This is a genomic window from Alteromonas sp. I10, from assembly GCF_003201515.1.
Taxonomy (GTDB): domain Bacteria; phylum Pseudomonadota; class Gammaproteobacteria; order Enterobacterales; family Alteromonadaceae; genus Alteromonas; species Alteromonas macleodii.
The window spans coordinates 286,921-306,683 of sequence record NZ_QJJN01000005.1 but is presented as its reverse complement, the minus strand read 5'-3'; the positions used below and the strand labels follow the sequence as shown (position 1 = coordinate 306,683).

The window sequence follows — 19,763 nt, the reverse complement described above, 5'->3', positions numbered from 1 at the left end:
GTGCGGTTCGCTAATTAGGTGCGCTTCGCTAATTAGGTGCGCTTCGCTTTGAAGCATAAAGAAGGTTTTGAGCATGATAGACAGGAAACAGCGTATAGCACTTGCATGTGCTGGTTTGGCATTTTTCTCGGTAAATACGGTAGCCGAAGTTCAAACAGCGACACTCGAAAAAGCAACGCTAAATATTGATACGGATACCAATGACTTCACGATAAGCGCGTTGCACGATAGTGGCTTTCAAGTAACGTATCTTACTGATGATAATGGCACGCCTTACGCAAATCTACCGTCTATGGCGCTTCCCGAGCCCGCGTTGACTGATGTTACAGACAAAAAAGCTAATGATGTAGAGCTAGTTGAAACTGCGACAACCCTAATCTTAAAACTCAATAATATTGCAGCGCATGTTGATAAGGCGACGCACGCTATCAGTTATTCTGTTAACGGCAAAATTGTCGCGAAAGAGCAAGGCGGACTAAGTATTTCCAGTAAAGGCGTCAGCCTGTCGTTTGCGTTAGATGAAAACGAAAAACTCTATGGTGGCGGCCAGCGCGTTTTAGGTATGAATCGTCGTGGTCATAGCATGCCGCTTTATAACAAAGCACACTATGGTTACACCACGTCCTCAAATCAGATGTACTTTGGCTTGTCGGCTGTGATGTCGTCAAAAAATTACAGCGTATTGTTCGATAACACCGCTTCTGGTGAGCTAGATATTGGCAAAACGAACGGCAACGAGTTGCTATTTAAGGCACAAGGCGGCCGTGCTAGCTACATCATGGTGTTGGGTGAAAACCTAAAAGATACGGTGACGAATACCGTTGCAGTAACGGGAAAACAGCCGCTTCCTCCACGCTGGCTACTCGGTAACTTTGCGTCTCGATTTGGCTATAAATCACAAAATGAAGTGATGGATGTCGTCGATGCCTTTAACACGCAAGATATTCCCGTTGATGCCGTAGTGCTTGATTTATATTGGTTTGGTAAAGACATTAAGGGGCACATGGGGAACTTAAGTTGGGACGCCGCCACTTTCCCTGAGCCCGAGAAAATGATTAGTGAGCTACGCGCTCAAGACGTGAAAACCGTGCTGATAACCGAGCCTTTTATTCTTACGACGTCAAAGCAATGGGATAGTGCCGTTGCCAGTAATGCCCTTGCTCAAAACGATGATGGTGCGCCGTATACTTTCGATTTCTATTTTGGCAATACCGGCCTTGTTGATGTGTTCAGTGAAGCGGGTCAAAATTGGTTTTGGCAATATTATGAAAAGCTTGCTGCACAGGGTGTTGCCGGCTGGTGGGGCGACCTGGGTGAGCCAGAAGTGCATCCTGATGATATTCAGCACATGTGGCAGTCTACAAAAGTAAGCGGCGCAGAAGTGCACAATGCCTATGGTCACCAGTGGGCTAAAACCGTATATAACAACCTAACAGAGCTTCAGCCTGATACGCGCCCCTTTGTGCTGATGCGTTCAGGCTTTTTGGGCAGTCAACGGTACGGAATGGTGCCGTGGACAGGCGATGTGAGTCGAAGCTGGGGCGGACTTAAACCTCAGGTAGAGTTGGCACTTCAAATGAGTGTTTTTGGAATGGCGTATACCCATTCCGACTTAGGTGGGTTTGCTGGAGGCGAAACCTTTGATCCCGAGCTTTATACAAGATGGCTTCAGTTCGGTACCTTTTCACCGGTATTTAGGCCTCACGCTCAAGACAATATTGCGCCGGAGCCAATTTTCCACGCCGACCCCGTAAAGTCTATTGCGCGCAAGTTTATCCAACTTCGCTATGACATGCTGCCTTATAACTATTCATTGGCCTTTGAAAATGCGCTTTACGGTACGCCATTAATGCGTCCGTTAGCTATGGCGTACGGTGAAAGCGATTGGTTTGAAAATGCAGACAGTTATCTGTGGGGCGATGGTCTGTTAGTTTCGCCTGTGACGAGCGCTAACCAAGCGGAGTGGCCGACTTTGCTTCCCGAAGGCGTATGGTTTGATTTTTTCTCTGATACGAAATACCAAGGTGGTCAAACCGTTAACTACCCGCTAAGCCAAGATAATTTCCCAGTGTGGGTAAAAGCGGGAAGCTTTATGCCAATGACTAAAGGGCTTAGCCGCACAGAGCAGTTTGATGCACGTAAAATAGAAATGCATTACTGGCATGACAATTCAGTGAATTCATCTTCATATACTTACTACGAGGATGACGGCAAAAATCCAGCGTCTGTCAAAAAAGGCTTGTACACCAAACTACAGCTCAGTGCGTCAGTAGACGAAAAGGCCGCATTAACCCTGGCCCTTGATAGCGAAGGCAGCTATATAGGTATGCCTAAGCAGCGAGACATCACTTACATCGTGCACGGTTTAAGCGAAAAACCACAGAGCGTTTCAATTGATGGCAGGAGCGTGCCTGTAATGTGGGATGAAAAAGGGAAAACGCTTTCACTTGCAATTTCTTGCGATTATCAGCAATCTGTAAAGGTAGTGATTATGTGATAATTAAGGGCTGCTGTTCTTTCTTGCACAGTAAAGGTCAGCGCCCTCAAAAGGTTCACTTTGTGTTCAAGGGCATAACTACGCTGTGCCCTCACGCCTAAATCGGATGTCTTTCTACTGATATCAGCCATGGAGCCTAAATGAGCCGACTTCCTGCCACCATCGTTATTTTCGCTGGTTTTTTTCTAATTGGTAAATTGTTTCTCTTGTGGGGAATATTACTGCCAGATATTGCAGCCGATTTGCAAATGTCTGAAGTAGTCAGTGGCGCACTTTTTTCGCTCTTCTCTGTAGGCATGATGTTAGGCGCGGTGATTGGTGGCAAGTATGCCAGTCGCTTTGAGTATATGCCGCTATTAGCCACGTTATTTAGTATGAATACGGCGCTGTTGCTGCTTGTGTCAGTACTTACCGCTTGGCAGTGGTTTTTGGTGTTAGCGGTATTAATCGGTGTGGTGAGCTCAACAATATTTACTATTGGCCACACGCTTATTGCACGAATGTACGCAGAAAAGCGCTTTACTATGATGGGCTTAATGGACTTTATGTTCAGTTTAGGTACGTTTGCGGCGTCGTTCTTTGTAACGCTGTTATACCTTGTTGAGCACAACTGGCGTTTACCTATTCAGGTGTTGGCAGGCGTTATGATTTTGCTTTCGTGCTACGCATTTATTGCGGCGCGCTCTCAGGCAAAAGTGCTTAAAGGTCAGCCTAAAGCGCCTAAAAAGACCTTGGCATTTGGGGTCATTATTAAGCAGCCTGTTTTCATATTTCTAACTTTGCTTACCTTTGGCTATGGTGCTGTAGAATTTGGTAACGCGAACTGGTTTGTGAGCTATGCGCAAAACGGCTTAGGCTTTACCGGCGAACAGTCGAGAAACTTACTGGCATTTTTTACCGCTGGCATGGTGATCAGTCGCCTTACCTTCCCGTTTTTACTGCGATTTGTATCGGTACACCGCATGATTGTAATCATGGCAACAGCCTCGCTAGCGGGCGTATTTGCACTGAAACTAATGCCTTCATTTTATGGGATTGGCGCTGGTAACTTACTGCTTGGCTTAGGGCTAGGTGGGCTCTTCCCGTTAGCACTTTCTGCGGCAATGAATATCGACAGTGACAACGGCCCAGTACTTTCTGGTATTTCAATTATCGGTAACTCTACAGGCGTTCAAGTGGCATCGTTTTCTACTGGACTATGGGCGAACTTCGCGCCACTTACTACAGCGTTTTGGGTGATCCCACTTGGCGGCTGCGTGCTGTGGTTGGCATCTTATGGATACAGCCGAAAAATTAAGTACCACAGAAGCTAATACCAATCCGTGTAGTGTTTTTGGGCTTAATGGGTTTGATAGGGTAAATAAAACTCTGCGACCAAGCCCTGCTGAGGATGATTTCGCAACGTCACCTCACCATCGTGAGCTTCTACAATTCGCCTTATTATGGCAAGGCCAAGGCCTGAACCTGACGAATTGCGGGCTTTGTCGCCTTGTGCAAACGGCATGAATACACCGTCGAGCTCCGCTTCCGGTATTCCCGGGCCAAAGTCGCGTACTTTGCAATACACGCGCTTTTCGTGGCGATTGTAAAAGCTGCTAATTGCAATATCGTCCGAGCCGTACTTGAAAGCATTTTCGATGAGGTTGTCGATCACGCGTTTCATTGCAATTCGCCGAAGTGACAGCGGAGGAATGGCGTTGAGTTTGAGTTCGATGTGGTGCTTGTCGTCTAAATGTCTGGCTTGTACCAGCTCTGCAATAATCGCGTTTAAATCAGTTTCTTGAGTGACTTCTTCGGTGTCGTAGCGTGCATAGTCAATGAACTGATCGATGATGGCGTTCATGTCTTCTATGTCATTTACAATGCCGTCTTTTATCCAATCTTGGTCTTCCGGCAGCATTTCTGAGGCTAGGCGAATACGGGTAAGCGGTGTGCGCAAGTCGTGAGAAATGCCCGCTGTCATAATATTTCGGTCATTCTCAAGCTGCTTAATACCCTGATTCATGCGGTTAAACGCCCGAGTAACCTGAATCATTTCGGTGCTGCCTTGTTCGCGAAGCGGCGCCGGGTGCTCACCTTTACCTACCGCTATCGCTGCTTTTTGCAGGGCTGACAATGGACGGGTCATGCGTCTTACAAACAACCAGCCTCCGGCCACACTTAATATACCAATTACCATCAAGTACATAGTAAGAGGGGATATATTCGCTTCGTTAAGTCCTGAAATAGGAATAGAGATCCACGTGTCTGGGTAGCGGTTCAGGGATATCCACACAATGTAAGGTGCATTTTCATCACTGGCCTGCGTGGTAGTGCTAATACGTACATCAGCAAGTTGCCTGAGCTGCTCGCTAACTTGAGAAGAAATATAGCTATAGTATACGGCGCTTTCTAATCCGTTCTGTTTGGCAACACTTTCGTCAAAGACCTGCACCTGGGTTTTTTGAAAATAGCGGTCTCGGGTCTCTTGGTTAGTCACTAGCAAATCGTTGGCGAGCACAGATTTAACTTGGGTGGCCAATAAGCTGTTAATTTGTTGGTAGCTGGGCTGAATAAAGTAATAGGTAACAGAGATGTAGGACACAATCTGATTAATAAGCAACAGCACGCCAATAAGCATGACGGTTTGGCCAAATGCACTTTTGGGAATTAAACGCATAACATGCCGTCGCTTTGAATCATAAGCCAGTGTTTGGAATGGCAGTAGGTAAACGCATAATTAGGGGTCATGAGTAAACATACTTCACTTGCGCACTGGCCAAGACGGTAGAGCCCGCCGTATCAGCCATAGGTGCTAAACTTGTTCGCCATCAGGCACGAATACGTAGCCCAATCCCCATACAGTCTGTATATAACGAGGGTTGGCAGGGTCTTCTTCAAGCATTCTTCGTAAGCGTGAAACCTGAACGTCAATACTGCGCTCTAACGCGCTGTAGTCACGACCACGCGCTAGGTTCATCAGTTTGTCTCGTGACAAAGGCTCACGTGGATGAGTAACCAAAGATTTCAATACCGCAAACTCACCGCTTGTCAGGGTTAAAGGTGTATCGCCAGCTGTCATCTCACGGGTGGCGAGGTTCAGCTTGTAATTGCCAAATTCCACAATTTGCACATCTTTAGACGGCGCGCCCGGCGCTTCGCTGCTGCGTCTACGCAATACCGCTTTAGCACGTGCAAGTAACTCGCGCGGGTTAAATGGCTTAGGCAAATAATCGTCTGCGCCCATTTCAAGGCCGATAATACGGTCAACTTCATCGCCTTTTGCAGTAAGCATAATAATGGGCATGTCGTTTTCTTGCTGGCGCAATCGGCGGCAAATAGACAAGCCGTCTTCGCCAGGTAGCATAAGGTCCAAAACCATTAAGTGAAAATTCTCGCGCTCAAGCAGTCTGTCCATTTGTTCTGCGTTAGCCGCACTGCGAACTTGATAGCCCTGCTCAAGCAAATAGCGCTCTAATAGGCTGCGCAGACGCATGTCATCATCAACAACGAGAATTTTAGAGGTTTCCTGACCCATACTCATACCTTTCGTTTTACTTTTGTTTCACTATAACCACAAGATGTGAAATACAAAAGCGAGAAAAGCGTAAAAGGCAGGGGATGTTTGTTACAAATAGTGTCTAGGTCTGTCGAACTTAGATGTAAAGAAAGAGCCAGCAAAGGCCCAGTAAAAGCCCAGTAAAAGCCCAGCAGACTCCAACGAGGAGGAAGCCATTACGCTTTTCTCCCCACTGAGCTTATAGTGAACTACGTATTGGTGAGAAGCTTTATAACGTAGGCGCTGCAACAACACACCAGCAGTTCAAGTTGTAATCCTTAAGAGGCGCTAATCAAAAGTGATGACGTTAAGGGCTTTTGTTTGCGCCGAGCCATTAAGCGTTTCTAAATATAACTGCGTTATAGCATCAGCTCCGCGGTGCGATTGCTCATAAAACTGATCGCTCACTTTCTCTGCGAAGCGTTTCCATGCACTGGCGTATTTTGCCAAAAAGGCCTCGTGCCCCCATTCATGTTGGCGCAGTTTCACGCGAGCTGGCGCGAAAAATATCTCTGCATTGAGCAATTTGGGGTTGGGCTTCTCTCGGGCTTTCCAATCTGTCGCACCAATGAGTGTAACGTCGCTCAGGCTGTCGCCAAGCTGCTTGGTAAGGTCATTAATCAACGTACCGTTGGCAGCGAAATCAAGCAGCCAGTAGCGCGCATCGCTGCTTTTACTGCTATTGCCTTCGCTACTTAGGGCTGAGAGTTCGTCATAACTATACACTTCATCGTAGCAGCCGGTCGCTTTTACCAAATCCACGTTTTGTTTCGAGGTTAGCCCAACCACCTTGTAGCTTGCGTTTCGAGAGACTTTTTGGTCTTTAAGTAGTTGCGCTGTACCCAGTGCGGTTTTACTCGAAGCGCTCGACAACAGTAAGGTTTCATTGTTTGCTTTCTCTGCCACATAGTCATCGAGCACAAACGAAGTCATATAAAGGGGTCTAAAATTAAGCTGCCATGCTTCGCGGTTTTTGTCGTAGCCGGGGTCGGCGGCACAGCGAAGATATTGATCGTAAACAGGGCTAATGCTCTTCCGTTTTTCGTGGATGTCTGAAAAACCGTGAGGGGCAACTTTTCCAGCTTTTATCACCCAATGGCTAGCCATAGGCGGGTAGCCGAACACCTTTTCACCTACTTTGATATCGCTATGACAAGACGCCTTAACGGTAGCAAAGCCCCAAACGGGCACAATACCGAAGCCATGTGCTTCATCAACGTCATTATCACTCTTTGCAGGGAAAAAGCCCCAATAGCCCATTTTAAAACCCAGTGCAGCATAGGTGATGTTGTTGGCAGAAAAGCCAAAGCTGTCTGTCTCAAGCAATACTTCGTCTTGCTGTAAGTCGTTGATGTTTATATCGCGGGAAACAACGTTAGTGTTGGCAAGGTTTTGCTGGTCTACCCAAATTTGTTGGCTTTTAATTGTGGTCATAATAGGAGCCTGCTGTGTCAAAAACTAGGTCGAGAAACTAAATCAAGAAACTAAATCAAGAAGCTAAACCAAGAAAGTTTCCGAATAGAACCTAGATTGACGCAGGGCATGAGCCATTACGACTTACTGTTTTAAATATATGCCTATAGAAGCGATGTATATTGGGGTTACTCGTCGCTGCTCAACCAATCCATCTGATGACCAGCTCTACGCTTTTTATTTAAGATGTCTTCAAGGAGCGGAGTTAAAATGAGCTCCATGGCTAAGCCCATCTTTCCGCCGGGTACAACCAAGGTGTTGATGCGAGACATAAACGCGCCGTCGATCATTTGAAGGAGGTAGGGGTAGTCCACAGTCTTCATTTCCCGTCTAAAGCGCACAACCACAAAGCTTTCATCTTGGGTTGGAATTTCCCGTGCACTGAAGGGGTTGGAGGTATCAACGGTTGGTACGCGCTGGAAGTTAACGTGGGTGCGTGAAAATTGTGGCGTGATGTAGTGGAAATAGTCGTCCAGTCCTCGCACTATGCTGCTCATTACCGCTTCACGAGAATGTCCTCGGTCAGTGGTGTCGCGTACAATCTTTTGGATCCACTCTAAGTTTACAATCGGCACCATGCCGACCAGTAAATCTACATGTTTTGCTACGTCATTTTCTTCCGTTTTTACACCGCCATGTAAACCTTCATAGAACAGCAAATCAGTGTTTTTGGGTAAATCTTGCCAAGGTGTAAAGGTGCCGGGCATTTGGTTAAAAGGCACGGCTTCATCGAACGTGTGAAGGTATTGTCTAAACTGTCCTGTACCCGAGCTGCCGTATTCCCTAAACAGGGATTCCAGTAGCTCAAAGTCGTTGGCTTTAGGGCCAAAGTAGCTGATATGTCTGCCTTGTTCTTGGGCTTTGCGAATTTCCACTTCCATTTCCGGGCGGGTAAAACGGTGAAAACTATCGCCTCCTACAACCGCAGCATTAACACTTAAGTTCCTGAAAATATGACGTATAGCGTTGGTCGTGGTAGTAGTACCCGCGCCAGAAGAACCTGTTATAGCAATAATAGGGTGTTTGACAGACATAGGAATTCTTTTTGGAAATGACGGGTACTAGTTATAAGCTGATGTGAGCTAAGAATCAAGGGGAGGTATAAGCGCTTACCACTCGATTCTTGGGAGTTGCTTTCGCTCCAGCCTGCGTATAATCACTCATCTAGCCGTTTGTGATGGTGCTGCAATAGGCGCACAATTAGCTTTGCCTCTTCTTCATCTAAATCCAGAAGTGCGCGAACATGTTCTAGGTGGTGCACATCGTGCTCACTCAACTTTCCGTCGTCCAAAACGCTTCTTACTGTGTCTTTAAACCTATCGCGTTTTAGCTGCATCTGCGACGTGTAGCTAGAAGATAAAATACCTGCTGGTAGGGCGTAAAAACAGATACCCATAATAGTTATGAGGCCGCCAAATATTTTACCCAATGCAGTTATAGGAACGGCGTCACCATAGCCCACCGTGGTCAGCGTGACGAGTGCCCACCACAATGAAGCGGGAATACTGCTAAAAACATCGGGCTGAGCAGCATGTTCGATGTAGTAAATACAGGTGGCGGCGATAATCGTAAACAACAAAAGTACGCTTAACGCCGCAATAAGGCTGTGAGACTCGTTGCGCAATACGGTAACGAGAGTTTGCATAGAGCGCGAATAGCGGCCGATTTTTAGAATTCGCATTACCCGAAATATTCGCAAAATACGTAAATCGAACGCCACGAAAACGCTTAAGTAAAAAGGTAGAATTGCCATTAGGTCGACGAGCGCCATGGGACTTTTCAAATAGGTCCAGCGCTTTTGCCATGTCGTTGTACGTTCGTGATTAGGGCGGTTTGGGGCCGATGCGCTGCCGTATAAACGAAGAAAGTACTCAACGGTAAATATCAGTACTGAAACCACTTCGATTATATGAAGTTCGTACTGCCAAATGGCAGGGATATCCGGCACTGTTTCCAGCATCATAGCGACAACATTTACGATAATTAACGCGATAAGAAATACATCAAATATTTTGCTGAGCTTTTTGTACTCGTGAGCCTCGCTGGCAGGCGCAAGGATGTGATAGCACGCGTTTTGAAATGACATAGCCATGGTAGTGAGGGAACGAATGTCCTTTTTATACCAATTACCGTTGCAAATTGGTAATGCTTCTAAAAAGAAGGAGGTGTTCGGCGCTATTTTCAAGCGCGGATGGGGTCAAAACATGGTAGTTTAAAATACAAATAAGCAAACAAAGAGCGTATCCAATTGAAAAGTGCAAAACATTTAGGGGCAGTACTAACCTCGGCACTGCTTGTGGCTATGTCTGTGCCCACGGCACAAGCTAAGTCTGACAGCGTACTTTTTTCATCAACGCCACCTGTTATAGATGGTGTAGCCAATGACGCTGCATGGAAAGGGGGCGATTGGCATGAAATGACGTCGCTTATGTGGGGCTCGGCTCCTGAGTCCGGTGATTTTTCTGGTCGATATAAACTGCGATGGAACAAGGATGCGCTGTATCTGTTGGCAGAAATACAAGACGATCACCTCTCAGATACCTATGCCAATCCCCTTGAACGTTATTGGGATGATGATTGTTTAGAAATTTTCATTGATGCTGATGCCTCTGGTGGCGATCACCTTAATAACTACAATGCGTTTGCCTATCACTTAGCGTTAGATAATCAGGTTGTTGATATAGGTCCAAATGAAGCAGGAGAGGCTGTACCACAACTCTACAATGATCACGTAGAGAACAAATGGCAGCGAGATATATCGGCGCCGCATAAGATTCATTGGGAAGCAGCGGTACGTGTATTTGATGATAGCTATCAACACGGAAAAGATAATTCGCCTGTTACCTTAAAAGAAGGTATGACACTGGGCTTTATGCTTGCCTATTGCGATGCGGATGGTGGCGACAGAGAGCACTTTTTAGGCTCTCATGAGATCACCCCAGTAAACGGCGATAAAAACTTGGGGTATAAAGATGCGTCGGTGTTTGGAAAGGTGAAGCTGACAAAGTAGTGAACCATAATTTGTCGCTACTTTACTTGATTGACTTGCTGCGCGTAATTGGAAGGAGTCGCAGAAATGCCACTCCTTTTAACCTGCAATCACTCACCTTGACTAAAAGCCATGCCATTTGGCGATAAAAAATGCGCAACAGAGCTCGTCACGATCTAGCTGGTTGAGTTAATTGGCTTCGCCTTCCTGCTTACTCAGATCTAACTTGTCCAGCACTGCAAGTTTATTAACACTGATCATCTCACGTATTTCTTTTCCATATTCATCGCCACGCTCAGAATACTTCCCTAAGCCATAGCTAAGCGCAACCCCGGTGACAGCCTTGTCGTCTTCACGTAAGGATTGGCGAATGTTACGCAATGGTTTGTAAGCATCGTGGGTGTTTAAATTTAGCATGTAGCTTTCTACTGAGTCGGCAGGCGAACGGAAATCAGCAACTTCATGATTTTTGTTAGTGTCACGCGATTTTGGAACGATACCGCAGCCCTTAGAGAAACACCACTGACCAAAAAAGTTGTTCCCTAATTTTGCAAAACGAGAGGTACCCCATGCACTTTCATTCGCTGCTTGTGCAATAGCTAACGACGCAGGAACAATGTCGGCACGCCTTAACAACACCTCGCAGGCTGACTCCTGTTCAAGGTCAGCATCGTCAACACGAAACTTTGTCAGGAACTGGTCTAGATTATCTGCTTCATCCGCGTCGCAAGAACTTTGAATTTGCTCCCTGTCGGTGGCTAGCTCTTTGTTCACCTCGACTACAATAGGAGTGAAATACTCAAAAAATGCCGCTTTTCGGTCAGGGCCTGCGGCATAAGCAGTAAAGTCTGGAGCAGATTCTTTGGCAAAAAAGGCGAACCACGCTGCGGTACTCGCCACTACTGCTACAAGCAACACAGCAATAAGTTTAGTGTTCGACATCAGGTGATACCTCTTTTATTAGAATGAAACAATACGCTTTTTAAGCGGACTACCTGAGCTTATTAAATCTCGCTAAGTGGTTAATCATCTATGCGGATCGTTATTATTAACATACAGGTTCTAGTATGCGCTGCAACATATAGAGAGGGTCAGTAAATTAAAGATTTATAATGTATACAGTACTATCGGCAAGTACCAAATCAGACTCAATGTGAAATTCAATACCTTATTACTTATGTACTGAGCGCGAGTTTTCTTTTGTATTGAGCGTTAGTATCAGGTTAAGCAGTGATATGTAGCTGGGAAACTACGATTTCTGCATTTGCTGCACGTTAGCATGGTGAGTAAGTGGTAAGAGTAGGTAAGAGTATAAGTGGGGGGCGTAGAATTCACACCCTGGCTTTTAGTAATTATGTAAGAACGCAGCGTTAAGCTGCGTTCATTTAGCACTTTCTATGAGGCTTTCGGCTACTTGGCTTCAGCTTCACGCGCAATCGCACGGTGCGCAATATCAGTGCGGTAGTACACATCTTTAAACTGAATGGCTTTTAGTAGCTCGTAGGCTTTTTGCTGCGCTTCGGTAACGTTGTTACCCAAAGCTGTAGCGCAAAGTACGCGGCCACCTGCGGTTACCACTTCGCCATCTTGCAGGGCGGTGCCTGCATGGAAAACCTTTCCGTCTAACTTAGCGGCTTCTTCGAAACCAGTAATCACGTCGCCTTTATCATAGCTGCCTGGATAGCCGCCAGCGGCAAGCACAACACCTACCGACGCGCGCTCATCAAACTCAATCGTTTTACCAGCAAGTTCGCCTTTGCACGCTGCTTGGCAAAGTGGAACCAAGTCAGACTTTAAGCGCAGCATGATTGGCTGGGTTTCCGGATCGCCAAAGCGACAGTTGTATTCGATTACTTTTGGAGTGCCATCAGCCATAATCATAAGGCCAGCATATAAAAAGCCAACGTAGTCGTTGCCTTCAGCAGCCATGCCGTTAACTGTTGGCATAATCACTTCCTGCATAATACGGTCGTGAATGTCCTGCGTTACAACCGGAGCCGGAGAATATGCACCCATTCCGCCTGTGTTCGGCCCTTTGTCACCGTCAGCAGCACGCTTGTGGTCTTGGCTGGTGGCAAAAGGTAGTACGTTTTTGCCGTCTACCATGACAATGAACGACGCTTCTTCACCGTCTAGGAATTCTTCAATAACTACGCGGCTGCCGGCTTCGCCAAACGCGTTACCTGCCAGCATGTCGCGGATAGCGTCTTCCGCTTCTTCAAGGGTCATCGCAACAATAACACCTTTACCCGCAGCAAGACCGTCAGCCTTTACTACAATCGGCGCGCCTTTCTCTCGCACATAGGCAATAGCTGGGTCAATTTCTGTGAAGTTTTGATACTCGGCCGTTGGAATGTTGTGGCGAGCCAAAAAGTCTTTGGTAAAAGCTTTAGAGCCCTCAAGCTGCGCGGCAGCTTGAGTGGGGCCAAAAATCATTAAACCAGCGTTTGTGAACGCATCTACAACACCTGCAACTAGCGGCGCTTCTGGGCCTACAATAGTAAGCTCAACATCGTTACCTTGAGCAAAAGAAACCAAGCCAGCAATATCATTTACATCGATAGCTACGTTCTCAAGCTTAGGTTCTGTAGCTGTGCCTGCATTGCCAGGTGCTACAAATACTGTTGAAACATCAGAAGACTGCGCTGCTTTAAACGCTAGCGCGTGTTCGCGGCCACCGCCGCCAATTACAAGTACGTTCATTAACTGTTCCGTTTTGAGTGTTTAATTTTATGATTTTGGTTTGGTGAATTTTAGCGTCATGCGATTGCTCTCGCCAATCGCCATGTATTTTTCGCGATCTTGATCATCTAGCGCCAAACGTGGAGGTAGCGTCCACACACCTTTCGGGTGGTCGGCAGTATCCATTGGGTTGGCGTTGACATCGCTGCTTGCTTCAAGCACAAAGCCTGCTTTTTCGGCGGCAGCCACAACGTAAGAACGCTTCATGTAGCCACTTTTCTTCATTGCTTCATCATCTGCGCTTTCAGGAAGCTCATGTTCCACTACACCCAGTACGCCACCTGGCTTAAGCGCTTTGAAAAATGCGCCAAATGCATTGTCGATACCCTCGTCACCGTGACGCATATACCAGTTGTGTACGTTGCGAAACGTCAGCACCATATCGGCACTACCTGCGTCGCTAATATCTAACGCTTTGATTGGGTCGAATGCAGTAAGCTCAGCACCTTCGTACTTCATGCCCGGCTTCATTTTTTCTTTGAAGCCTTCCACCGATTTTTTAAAGTAACCGCTGGTTTCATCATCAACGTAAAAGTGAGCAGCTACATACTTACCGTTATCTTTTACAACAGAATAAAGGATGTCGGCGTACCAACCACCACCGGGAGAGATTTCTACCACAGTCATGTCTGGGGTAAGGCCAAAAAAGCGCAGTGTTTGCTGAGGATTACGGTACTCATCGCGTACTTTTGCACTAGCAGAGCGGATATCGCTCATTGCGGCATCAGAAATCGCATCTGCGCTGGCATAAGTAGCACTTACACCTAGGGTTGCGGCTAACACATATTGGGCTAACTTTTTCATTCTTATTTCCTTTTTCTGTCGAGGGTAGGCGAATAACATAACACTATTACTACAAATTACCACGGGTCAGATCAAGCCTATCAGCTAACCCCTATTTGCACTTACGCCTTAGCAGAATAATTCGCAACTCTGTCGCTTCGATGAGATTTCACTACAACCAAGCAAATGACCTCGAGTCTGCGTATTTAAAAGGGTTAAGGAAAAATAACAAACACACAGTAAAGCCACTAAATGCCACTTTACTGCGTGTTTAACTTAGGTGTTGGTGTCCCTCACTAAGCCTGCACTAAAAGGTATTGCGTAAATACTTATTAGTGACGGAAGTGGCGCATACCTGTGAACACCATAGCTATGCCGTGCTCGTCAGCGGCATCAATGACTTCTTGGTCGCGCATAGAGCCGCCTGGCTGAATGACTGCTTTAATACCTGCTTCAGCTGCAGCGTCGATACCGTCGCGGAATGGGAAGAATGCATCAGACGCCATTACAGAGCCTGCAACTTCAAGGTTCTCATCAGCTGCTTTAATACCCGCAATTTTTGCAGAGTAAACACGGCTCATTTGGCCTGCGCCCACGCCTACCGTCATACCGTCTTTGCAGTAAACAATCGCGTTAGACTTCACGTATTTTGCTACCTTCCAGCAGAACATAAGGTCGCGTAGTTCATCTTCGCTTGGCTTACGCTTAGTCACAACTTCTAGGTCTTCCATTTCAACCATGCCGAAGTCGCGCTCTTGTACTAATAAACCGCCGTTTACGCGCTTAAAGTCATAACCTTCAGTTAGCTGACCAGTCCAGTCACCACATGCTAGAAGACGTACGTTTTTCTTCGCACTTACTACTTCTTTCGCTTCATCGCTCACTGTCGGCGCAATAATCACTTCCACAAATTGACGGTCAACAATCGCTTGCGCCGTTTTCGCATCAAGCTCGCGGTTAAACGCGATAATGCCACCAAATGCAGACGTTGGGTCAGTTTTAAACGCACGGTCGTAGGCACTTAAAATATCATCGCCAATGGCCACACCACATGGGTTAGCGTGCTTAACGATTACACATGCTGGCTCTTCGAACTCCTTCACGCACTCTAGCGCCGCATCCGTGTCAGCAATGTTGTTGAATGACAGTTCCTTACCCTGAAGCTGAGTAGCGGTAGCCACAGACGCTTCTTGAACATTGTTTTCAACATAGAATGCCGCTTCTTGGTGGCTATTTTCGCCATAGCGAAGGTCTTGCTTCTTAGTAAGCTGCATGTTGTAGGTACGTGGGAATTCACTGTGCTGGTGGTCACAGTCTGCTTCACAACCTGTGCTGTCTAAACGAGCACCAAAGTAGTTTGCAATCATGCCGTCGTATTCGGCCGTATGTTCAAACGCTTTAATGGCAAGGTCGAAACGGGTGCTGTAGGTTAACGAGCCGTTGTTGTCGTTCATCTCTGCAAGTACGCGCGAGTAGTCCGCCGCATTAACCACAATAGTGACATCTTTATGGTTTTTCGCTGCAGCGCGAACCATCGTTGGCCCACCGATATCAATATTTTCAATCGCATCTTCTAGCGTACAGTCTTCGTTTGCCACGGTAGCAGCAAACGGGTAAAGGTTAACCACCACAAGGTCGATAGGCGCAATGCTGTGTTCTTCCATCACTGCTTCATCGGTACCGCGACGACCAAGGATACCGCCATGAATTTTCGGGTGAAGGGTTTTAACGCGGCCAGCCATAATTTCTGGGTGACCTGTGTGATCAGACACTTCTTTAACAGGTAAGCCAGCGTCAGCGAGAAGTTTAGCAGTACCGCCCGTCGACAGAAGTTCTACGCCAGCGTTATGCAGCGCTGTCGCGAAATCGAGGATACCGGTTTTATCAGAGACACTAAGGAGAGCACGTTTAATTGGTTTTGGTGTTTGCATAAATTTTAAGTTTCTAATGTTGTAGTGTTGAAACAAAAAGAGCACCGATTGGTGCTCTTTGGTGGGCAAAGCCCTTGGAATCTTAGTTCATGCCGTATTGCTTAAGCTTCTTGCGAAGTGTGCCACGGTTGATGCCCATCATGATGGCAGCGCGGGTTTGATTGCCGCGTGTGTAAGTCATGACTTCTTCTAGCAGCGGCGCTTCAACTTCAGCCAGTACCATTTCGTACAGGTTATCGATGTTTGCGTTATCCAATTGCTTAAGGTACTTATTAACCGCTTGCTTTACAGAGTCACGCAGTGGCTTTTGAGCTTGCGTTTGTGAAGGCGTAGTTACTGTAGTAGTAAAAGGTGAAGTCACGTTTTGATCGAACATAATACTGTGTTGCTCTTAAGTTAGTCATCACTATGCTGCGGGAGAAATCTGTCGGGTTTCTCGTGTCTGCAGCGCTTGAAAATATGCATTTAGTGCATCGAGTTGCTCATTCGCATCATCGATAGCGTTAAACGTTTTACGAAACTGACGATCCGTATCGTGCTCCGCGAGATACCAGCCCACGTGCTTACGGGCAATTCTCACACCGGCTATGTCGCCATAAAAGTCCTGCACATTGGCTACGTGCTCATGCAAGAGTTCATATAACTCTGACAGCGGCGGTGCTGGTAGGTTCTCGCCCGTTTCAAGATAATGTTGGATTTGCTTAAATATCCAAGGTTTACCTTGCGCGCCGCGACCTATCATTACGCCATCTGCACCGGTGTAATTCAGCACCTCTTGTGCTTTCTCTGGAGAAGTAATATCACCATTTGCAATAACAGGAATTGAAATTGCCGCCTTTATTTGACGTATGGTGCTGTATTCAGCTTCTCCTTTATACATACAAGCTCGTGTTCTGCCGTGAACAGCAAGCGACTGTATGCCGTTTTGCTCTGCAATGCGGGCAATCTCTACCCCATTGCGATTTTCTGGGTTCCAGCCGGTACGAATTTTTAGTGTCACGGGTACATCAACAGCATTAACTACTGCTTTAATAATCGCTTCCACTGTGTCTGGGTATTGAAGCAATGCAGAACCTGCTAGCTTCTTATTGACCTTTTTAGCAGGACAACCCATGTTGATATCGATGATTTGCGCACCGTTCTCAACATTAAATTGTGCTGCTTGAGCCATAAGCTCAGGATCAGCCCCAGCTATCTGTACAGAGCGAATGCCTTCTTCACCCTCATGATTCATACGCGCTTGTGATTTAGCTGTGTTCCAAACTTTCGGATTACTCGAAAGCATTTCTGAAACAACAAGCCCTGCACCTAAGCGCTTACAAAGTTGGCGAAACGGTCTGTCTGTTACGCCAGCCATGGGGGCCAACATCAAATTGTTTTCTAACTCGTAAGGTCCAATTCGCATTGTAAAATGTATAGCTCGCCATCTAAAACTGCACAGAAAATATACACCCGGCTAAAACGGGGCGCTAAGTGTACGTGTTTTCGCAAGGCTTGAAAAGGCTAAAAATCGCACAAAATTTCACTCCGTGGTCTTGACAGTGAAAAAAATCTGTCACATTAGTAAGCTAACGTCGATTTTTAGTTTAAATATTGTACGAAAGTCTTACAGCCCCCGATTTGAAAGGGCTGTAATGTGAAAAAAATTAACAATTAATTAGGCGGTAACGTGCTTTGTCGTACAAATTTTCGTCGCAATTTTGAGGTGGTTTACCGAAAACACACTATTCTAACTGGGCGTAATTTTCACCGACTGGTCGGTTTATCACTCAAACTTAGTGTTTTTTGCCCGACACTCTCGCCCATTCACCATCAATGGCACTGGGTTCAAGAGTAATATCGTTAGCGTACGCTTCTTCTATGCGCGTAACTTGCTCCGCCAAAATGCCAGAAAGGACTAACAAACCGCCTGATTTGCAGTAATTTGTAATCACGCTTTGAAGTTCTAGTAATGGACCTGACAAGATGTTCGCCATTACGACATCGGCTTCAAGCTCAGGCTGGTCTTCAGGAAGGTATACATCCAAACGGTCTTCAACGCCGTTGCGTCGTGCATTTTCTTTTGTTGCTTGTAGCGCTTGTGGGTCGATATCAATGCCGATGACGCGTTTAGCACCCAATTTCAACGCAGCCAGCGCTAATATTCCAGAGCCACAGCCAAAATCGACAACGGTTTTATCTGTCATATCTATGCCGTCTAGCCAGCGCAAGCAAAGCGCTGTTGTAGGGTGCGTGCCAGTACCAAAGGCAAGCCCAGGATCTAGCATTACGTTAACGGCGTTTGGATCGGGAACATCGCGCCAGCTTGGGCATATCCACAAGCGCTCGCCAAATTGCATGGGATGGAAGTTATCCATCCACTCTCGCTCCCAGTCTTTGTCTTCAAGTGGCTCAAGCTTATATTTAAAATCAGGGCCTAAGACTTTGGCTTTACCCAAGCGCTGAAGGATGCCTTTCATATCGGCATCAGCTTCAAATAAGCCGACGACTTGTGTATCGGGCCACAGTAACACTTCACCCGGCTTGGGCTCGTACATAGGGGTGTCTTTCGCATCCACATAGGTCACTGCTTGTGAGCCGTTGGCCGTCAGCATGTCGCCTATTGATTCTGCATGTTCAGAGGAGGTATTAATTCGAAGTTGTAGCCAAGCCATAGTTATCGTTCATTGAGACCTTTGCGCATTATTGTACCTTTGCTTGGCAGTAAACAAAATGCAGGCAAGCGAAAAGCTTTCAGTAAATGAGAACGCGATGCTTACAGAGGCATGATCAAATCTAACCACTTTGGTTTTCAACAGGCTCTCAAGTACCCAATAAAACTTGGCTGCTCAATTGATTACGTAAGCCTCGAGAAAAACTAACCTTTTGTCGACTGGTGAAATTCTAATATAAGTTTATATTATGAGAAGGGTATCGTTTAATTTATAGTCTGGTTCATCTGTTGTATGCGCGCACTTTTATCTGCTGTTTGTTTACTGTGTTTTATCATACCGCTTAGCGCGAAAGAGCTAGATGTGGTTGTAGGCTGGAACAAGCCTCCATACGTTATTTCACAAGAACACACCGGCTTTGAAGTTGACTTGGTGCGGGCGATCCTTGCTGAAATGGGATATGGATTGTCGCCTATTTATGTTCCTTTCGGGCGTACGGCAAGGTTATTAAAAGATGACGCCGTTGACATTGGACTTACCCTTAATCCTGCACACACGGTCGATCAAAGCATTTTATCTGAGCCATATATTATCTATCAGAACGTCGTGGTAACACGGGCAGACAGAGAACTGACGATAGACAGTATCGACGATTTGAAAGGTAAAAGCGTCATTGCTTTTCAAACCGCTCAATCGGTATTAGGTGAGGACTTTGGGCGAACTCTCGCATCGCAAACTACCTATATAGAAATGGCACGACAAGATCGTCAAGTGGACATGCTGATGCGCGGCAGCGTCGATGTTGCCATTCTCGATAGAAATATTTTCAACTACTTCAAATCTGCAAACAGTGCTTATGCCGAAGACGCAACCGTCTTTCATGAGCTTTTTCCTATATCGCCTTACAGTGCTGCAATCCCCAACCCAGCGCTAAGAGCCAAGTTCAACGCCACCCTTCGGTTATTTATTGAAGATGGGCGGTATCAGTTACTGCTTGATGAATATAAGCTCGATAACCTCCTTCATAAGCTTCCCGTAGCGGAAACGGCAAAATAATTCTTAGACAGTGAACTATTTCTGATTCAACGTATAAGAAACTAACATTACGTTACCTTCTATTGCCGTTAAACGCTGCATAATAAGAAGGAGTAACAGGCGC

The 19,763-nt window shown here is 46.3% G+C and carries 16 protein-coding genes; 4 read left to right on the top strand and 12 right to left on the bottom strand.

What is annotated here, in order from left to right:
- Window positions 1–73 precede the first annotated feature (73 nt).
- Both BZA03_RS12330 and BZA03_RS12325 read left to right on the top strand, forming a co-directional pair.
- Entirely contained in the window at window positions 74–2,497 is a 2,424-nt protein-coding gene (locus BZA03_RS12330) for a TIM-barrel domain-containing protein (protein ID WP_110288936.1), read from the top strand.
- A gap of 140 nt (window positions 2,498–2,637) precedes the next feature.
- Complete coding sequence (locus BZA03_RS12325; protein ID WP_039228706.1) at window positions 2,638–3,810, top strand: sugar MFS transporter; 1,173 nt, start codon at window positions 2,638–2,640, stop codon at window positions 3,808–3,810.
- A 26-nt stretch (window positions 3,811–3,836) separates the two neighbouring features.
- On the opposite strand, the gene envZ is transcribed toward BZA03_RS12325, so the two are convergent.
- From envZ to BZA03_RS12300, 5 genes are all read right to left on the bottom strand, one after another.
- Window positions 3,837–5,156, bottom strand: coding sequence for a two-component system sensor histidine kinase EnvZ (gene envZ / locus BZA03_RS12320; RefSeq protein WP_014951299.1), 1,320 nt, complete (start codon window positions 5,154–5,156; stop codon window positions 3,837–3,839).
- Between the two features lie 135 nt (window positions 5,157–5,291).
- Window positions 5,292–6,014, bottom strand: coding sequence for a two-component system response regulator OmpR (ompR, locus tag BZA03_RS12315; protein WP_014951298.1), 723 nt, complete (start codon window positions 6,012–6,014; stop codon window positions 5,292–5,294).
- A 309-nt stretch (window positions 6,015–6,323) separates the two neighbouring features.
- The gene (locus BZA03_RS12310) at window positions 6,324–7,469 is read right to left on the bottom strand and encodes a DUF2855 family protein (protein WP_110288935.1); all 1,146 of its coding nucleotides are present in this window, start codon (window positions 7,467–7,469) and stop codon (window positions 6,324–6,326) included.
- A 167-nt stretch (window positions 7,470–7,636) separates the two neighbouring features.
- Window positions 7,637–8,542 carry a phosphoribulokinase gene (locus BZA03_RS12305; RefSeq protein WP_014951296.1) on the bottom strand — a complete coding sequence of 302 codons (906 nt, stop codon included), beginning with the start codon at window positions 8,540–8,542 and terminating at the stop codon, window positions 7,637–7,639.
- Window positions 8,543–8,664: 122 nt separating this feature from the next.
- Window positions 8,665–9,600, bottom strand: a complete 936-nt coding sequence (locus tag BZA03_RS12300) for an ion transporter (RefSeq protein WP_110288934.1) — start codon at window positions 9,598–9,600, stop codon at window positions 8,665–8,667.
- 156 nt (window positions 9,601–9,756) lie between these two features.
- On the opposite strand from BZA03_RS12300, the gene BZA03_RS12295 reads away from it, so the two are divergent.
- Entirely contained in the window at window positions 9,757–10,518 is a 762-nt protein-coding gene (locus BZA03_RS12295) for a sugar-binding protein (RefSeq protein WP_014951294.1), read from the top strand.
- 168 nt (window positions 10,519–10,686) lie between these two features.
- On the opposite strand, the gene BZA03_RS12290 is transcribed toward BZA03_RS12295, so the two are convergent.
- From BZA03_RS12290 to prmA, 7 genes are all read right to left on the bottom strand, one after another.
- On the bottom strand, window positions 10,687–11,439 hold the full coding sequence (locus tag BZA03_RS12290; RefSeq protein WP_110288933.1) for a glucosaminidase domain-containing protein: 753 nt from the start codon (window positions 11,437–11,439) through the stop codon (window positions 10,687–10,689).
- Window positions 11,440–11,907: 468 nt separating this feature from the next.
- Window positions 11,908–13,200 carry a phosphoribosylamine--glycine ligase gene (gene purD / locus BZA03_RS12285; RefSeq protein WP_014977766.1) on the bottom strand — a complete coding sequence of 431 codons (1,293 nt, stop codon included), beginning with the start codon at window positions 13,198–13,200 and terminating at the stop codon, window positions 11,908–11,910.
- Between the two features lie 27 nt (window positions 13,201–13,227).
- A complete protein-coding gene (locus BZA03_RS12280; protein ID WP_039228695.1) occupies window positions 13,228–14,043 on the bottom strand; it encodes a class I SAM-dependent methyltransferase in 816 nt (271 codons plus the stop codon).
- A 311-nt stretch (window positions 14,044–14,354) separates the two neighbouring features.
- Window positions 14,355–15,953, bottom strand: coding sequence for a bifunctional phosphoribosylaminoimidazolecarboxamide formyltransferase/IMP cyclohydrolase (gene purH / locus BZA03_RS12275; protein ID WP_110288954.1), 1,599 nt, complete (start codon window positions 15,951–15,953; stop codon window positions 14,355–14,357).
- 82 nt (window positions 15,954–16,035) lie between these two features.
- Window positions 16,036–16,329 carry a DNA-binding transcriptional regulator Fis gene (gene fis, locus BZA03_RS12270; RefSeq protein ID WP_012520109.1) on the bottom strand — a complete coding sequence of 98 codons (294 nt, stop codon included), beginning with the start codon at window positions 16,327–16,329 and terminating at the stop codon, window positions 16,036–16,038.
- A 30-nt stretch (window positions 16,330–16,359) separates the two neighbouring features.
- Window positions 16,360–17,358, bottom strand: a complete 999-nt coding sequence (dusB, locus tag BZA03_RS12265) for a tRNA dihydrouridine synthase DusB (RefSeq protein ID WP_014951289.1) — start codon at window positions 17,356–17,358, stop codon at window positions 16,360–16,362.
- Between the two features lie 370 nt (window positions 17,359–17,728).
- Complete coding sequence (gene prmA, locus BZA03_RS12260) at window positions 17,729–18,607, bottom strand: 50S ribosomal protein L11 methyltransferase (RefSeq protein WP_014977763.1); 879 nt, start codon at window positions 18,605–18,607, stop codon at window positions 17,729–17,731.
- A 291-nt stretch (window positions 18,608–18,898) separates the two neighbouring features.
- Here prmA and BZA03_RS12255 point away from each other — a divergent pair, with 291 nt between their 5' ends.
- Complete coding sequence (locus tag BZA03_RS12255; protein ID WP_110288932.1) at window positions 18,899–19,660, top strand: ABC transporter substrate-binding protein; 762 nt, start codon at window positions 18,899–18,901, stop codon at window positions 19,658–19,660.
- Window positions 19,661–19,763: the final 103 nt, after the last annotated feature.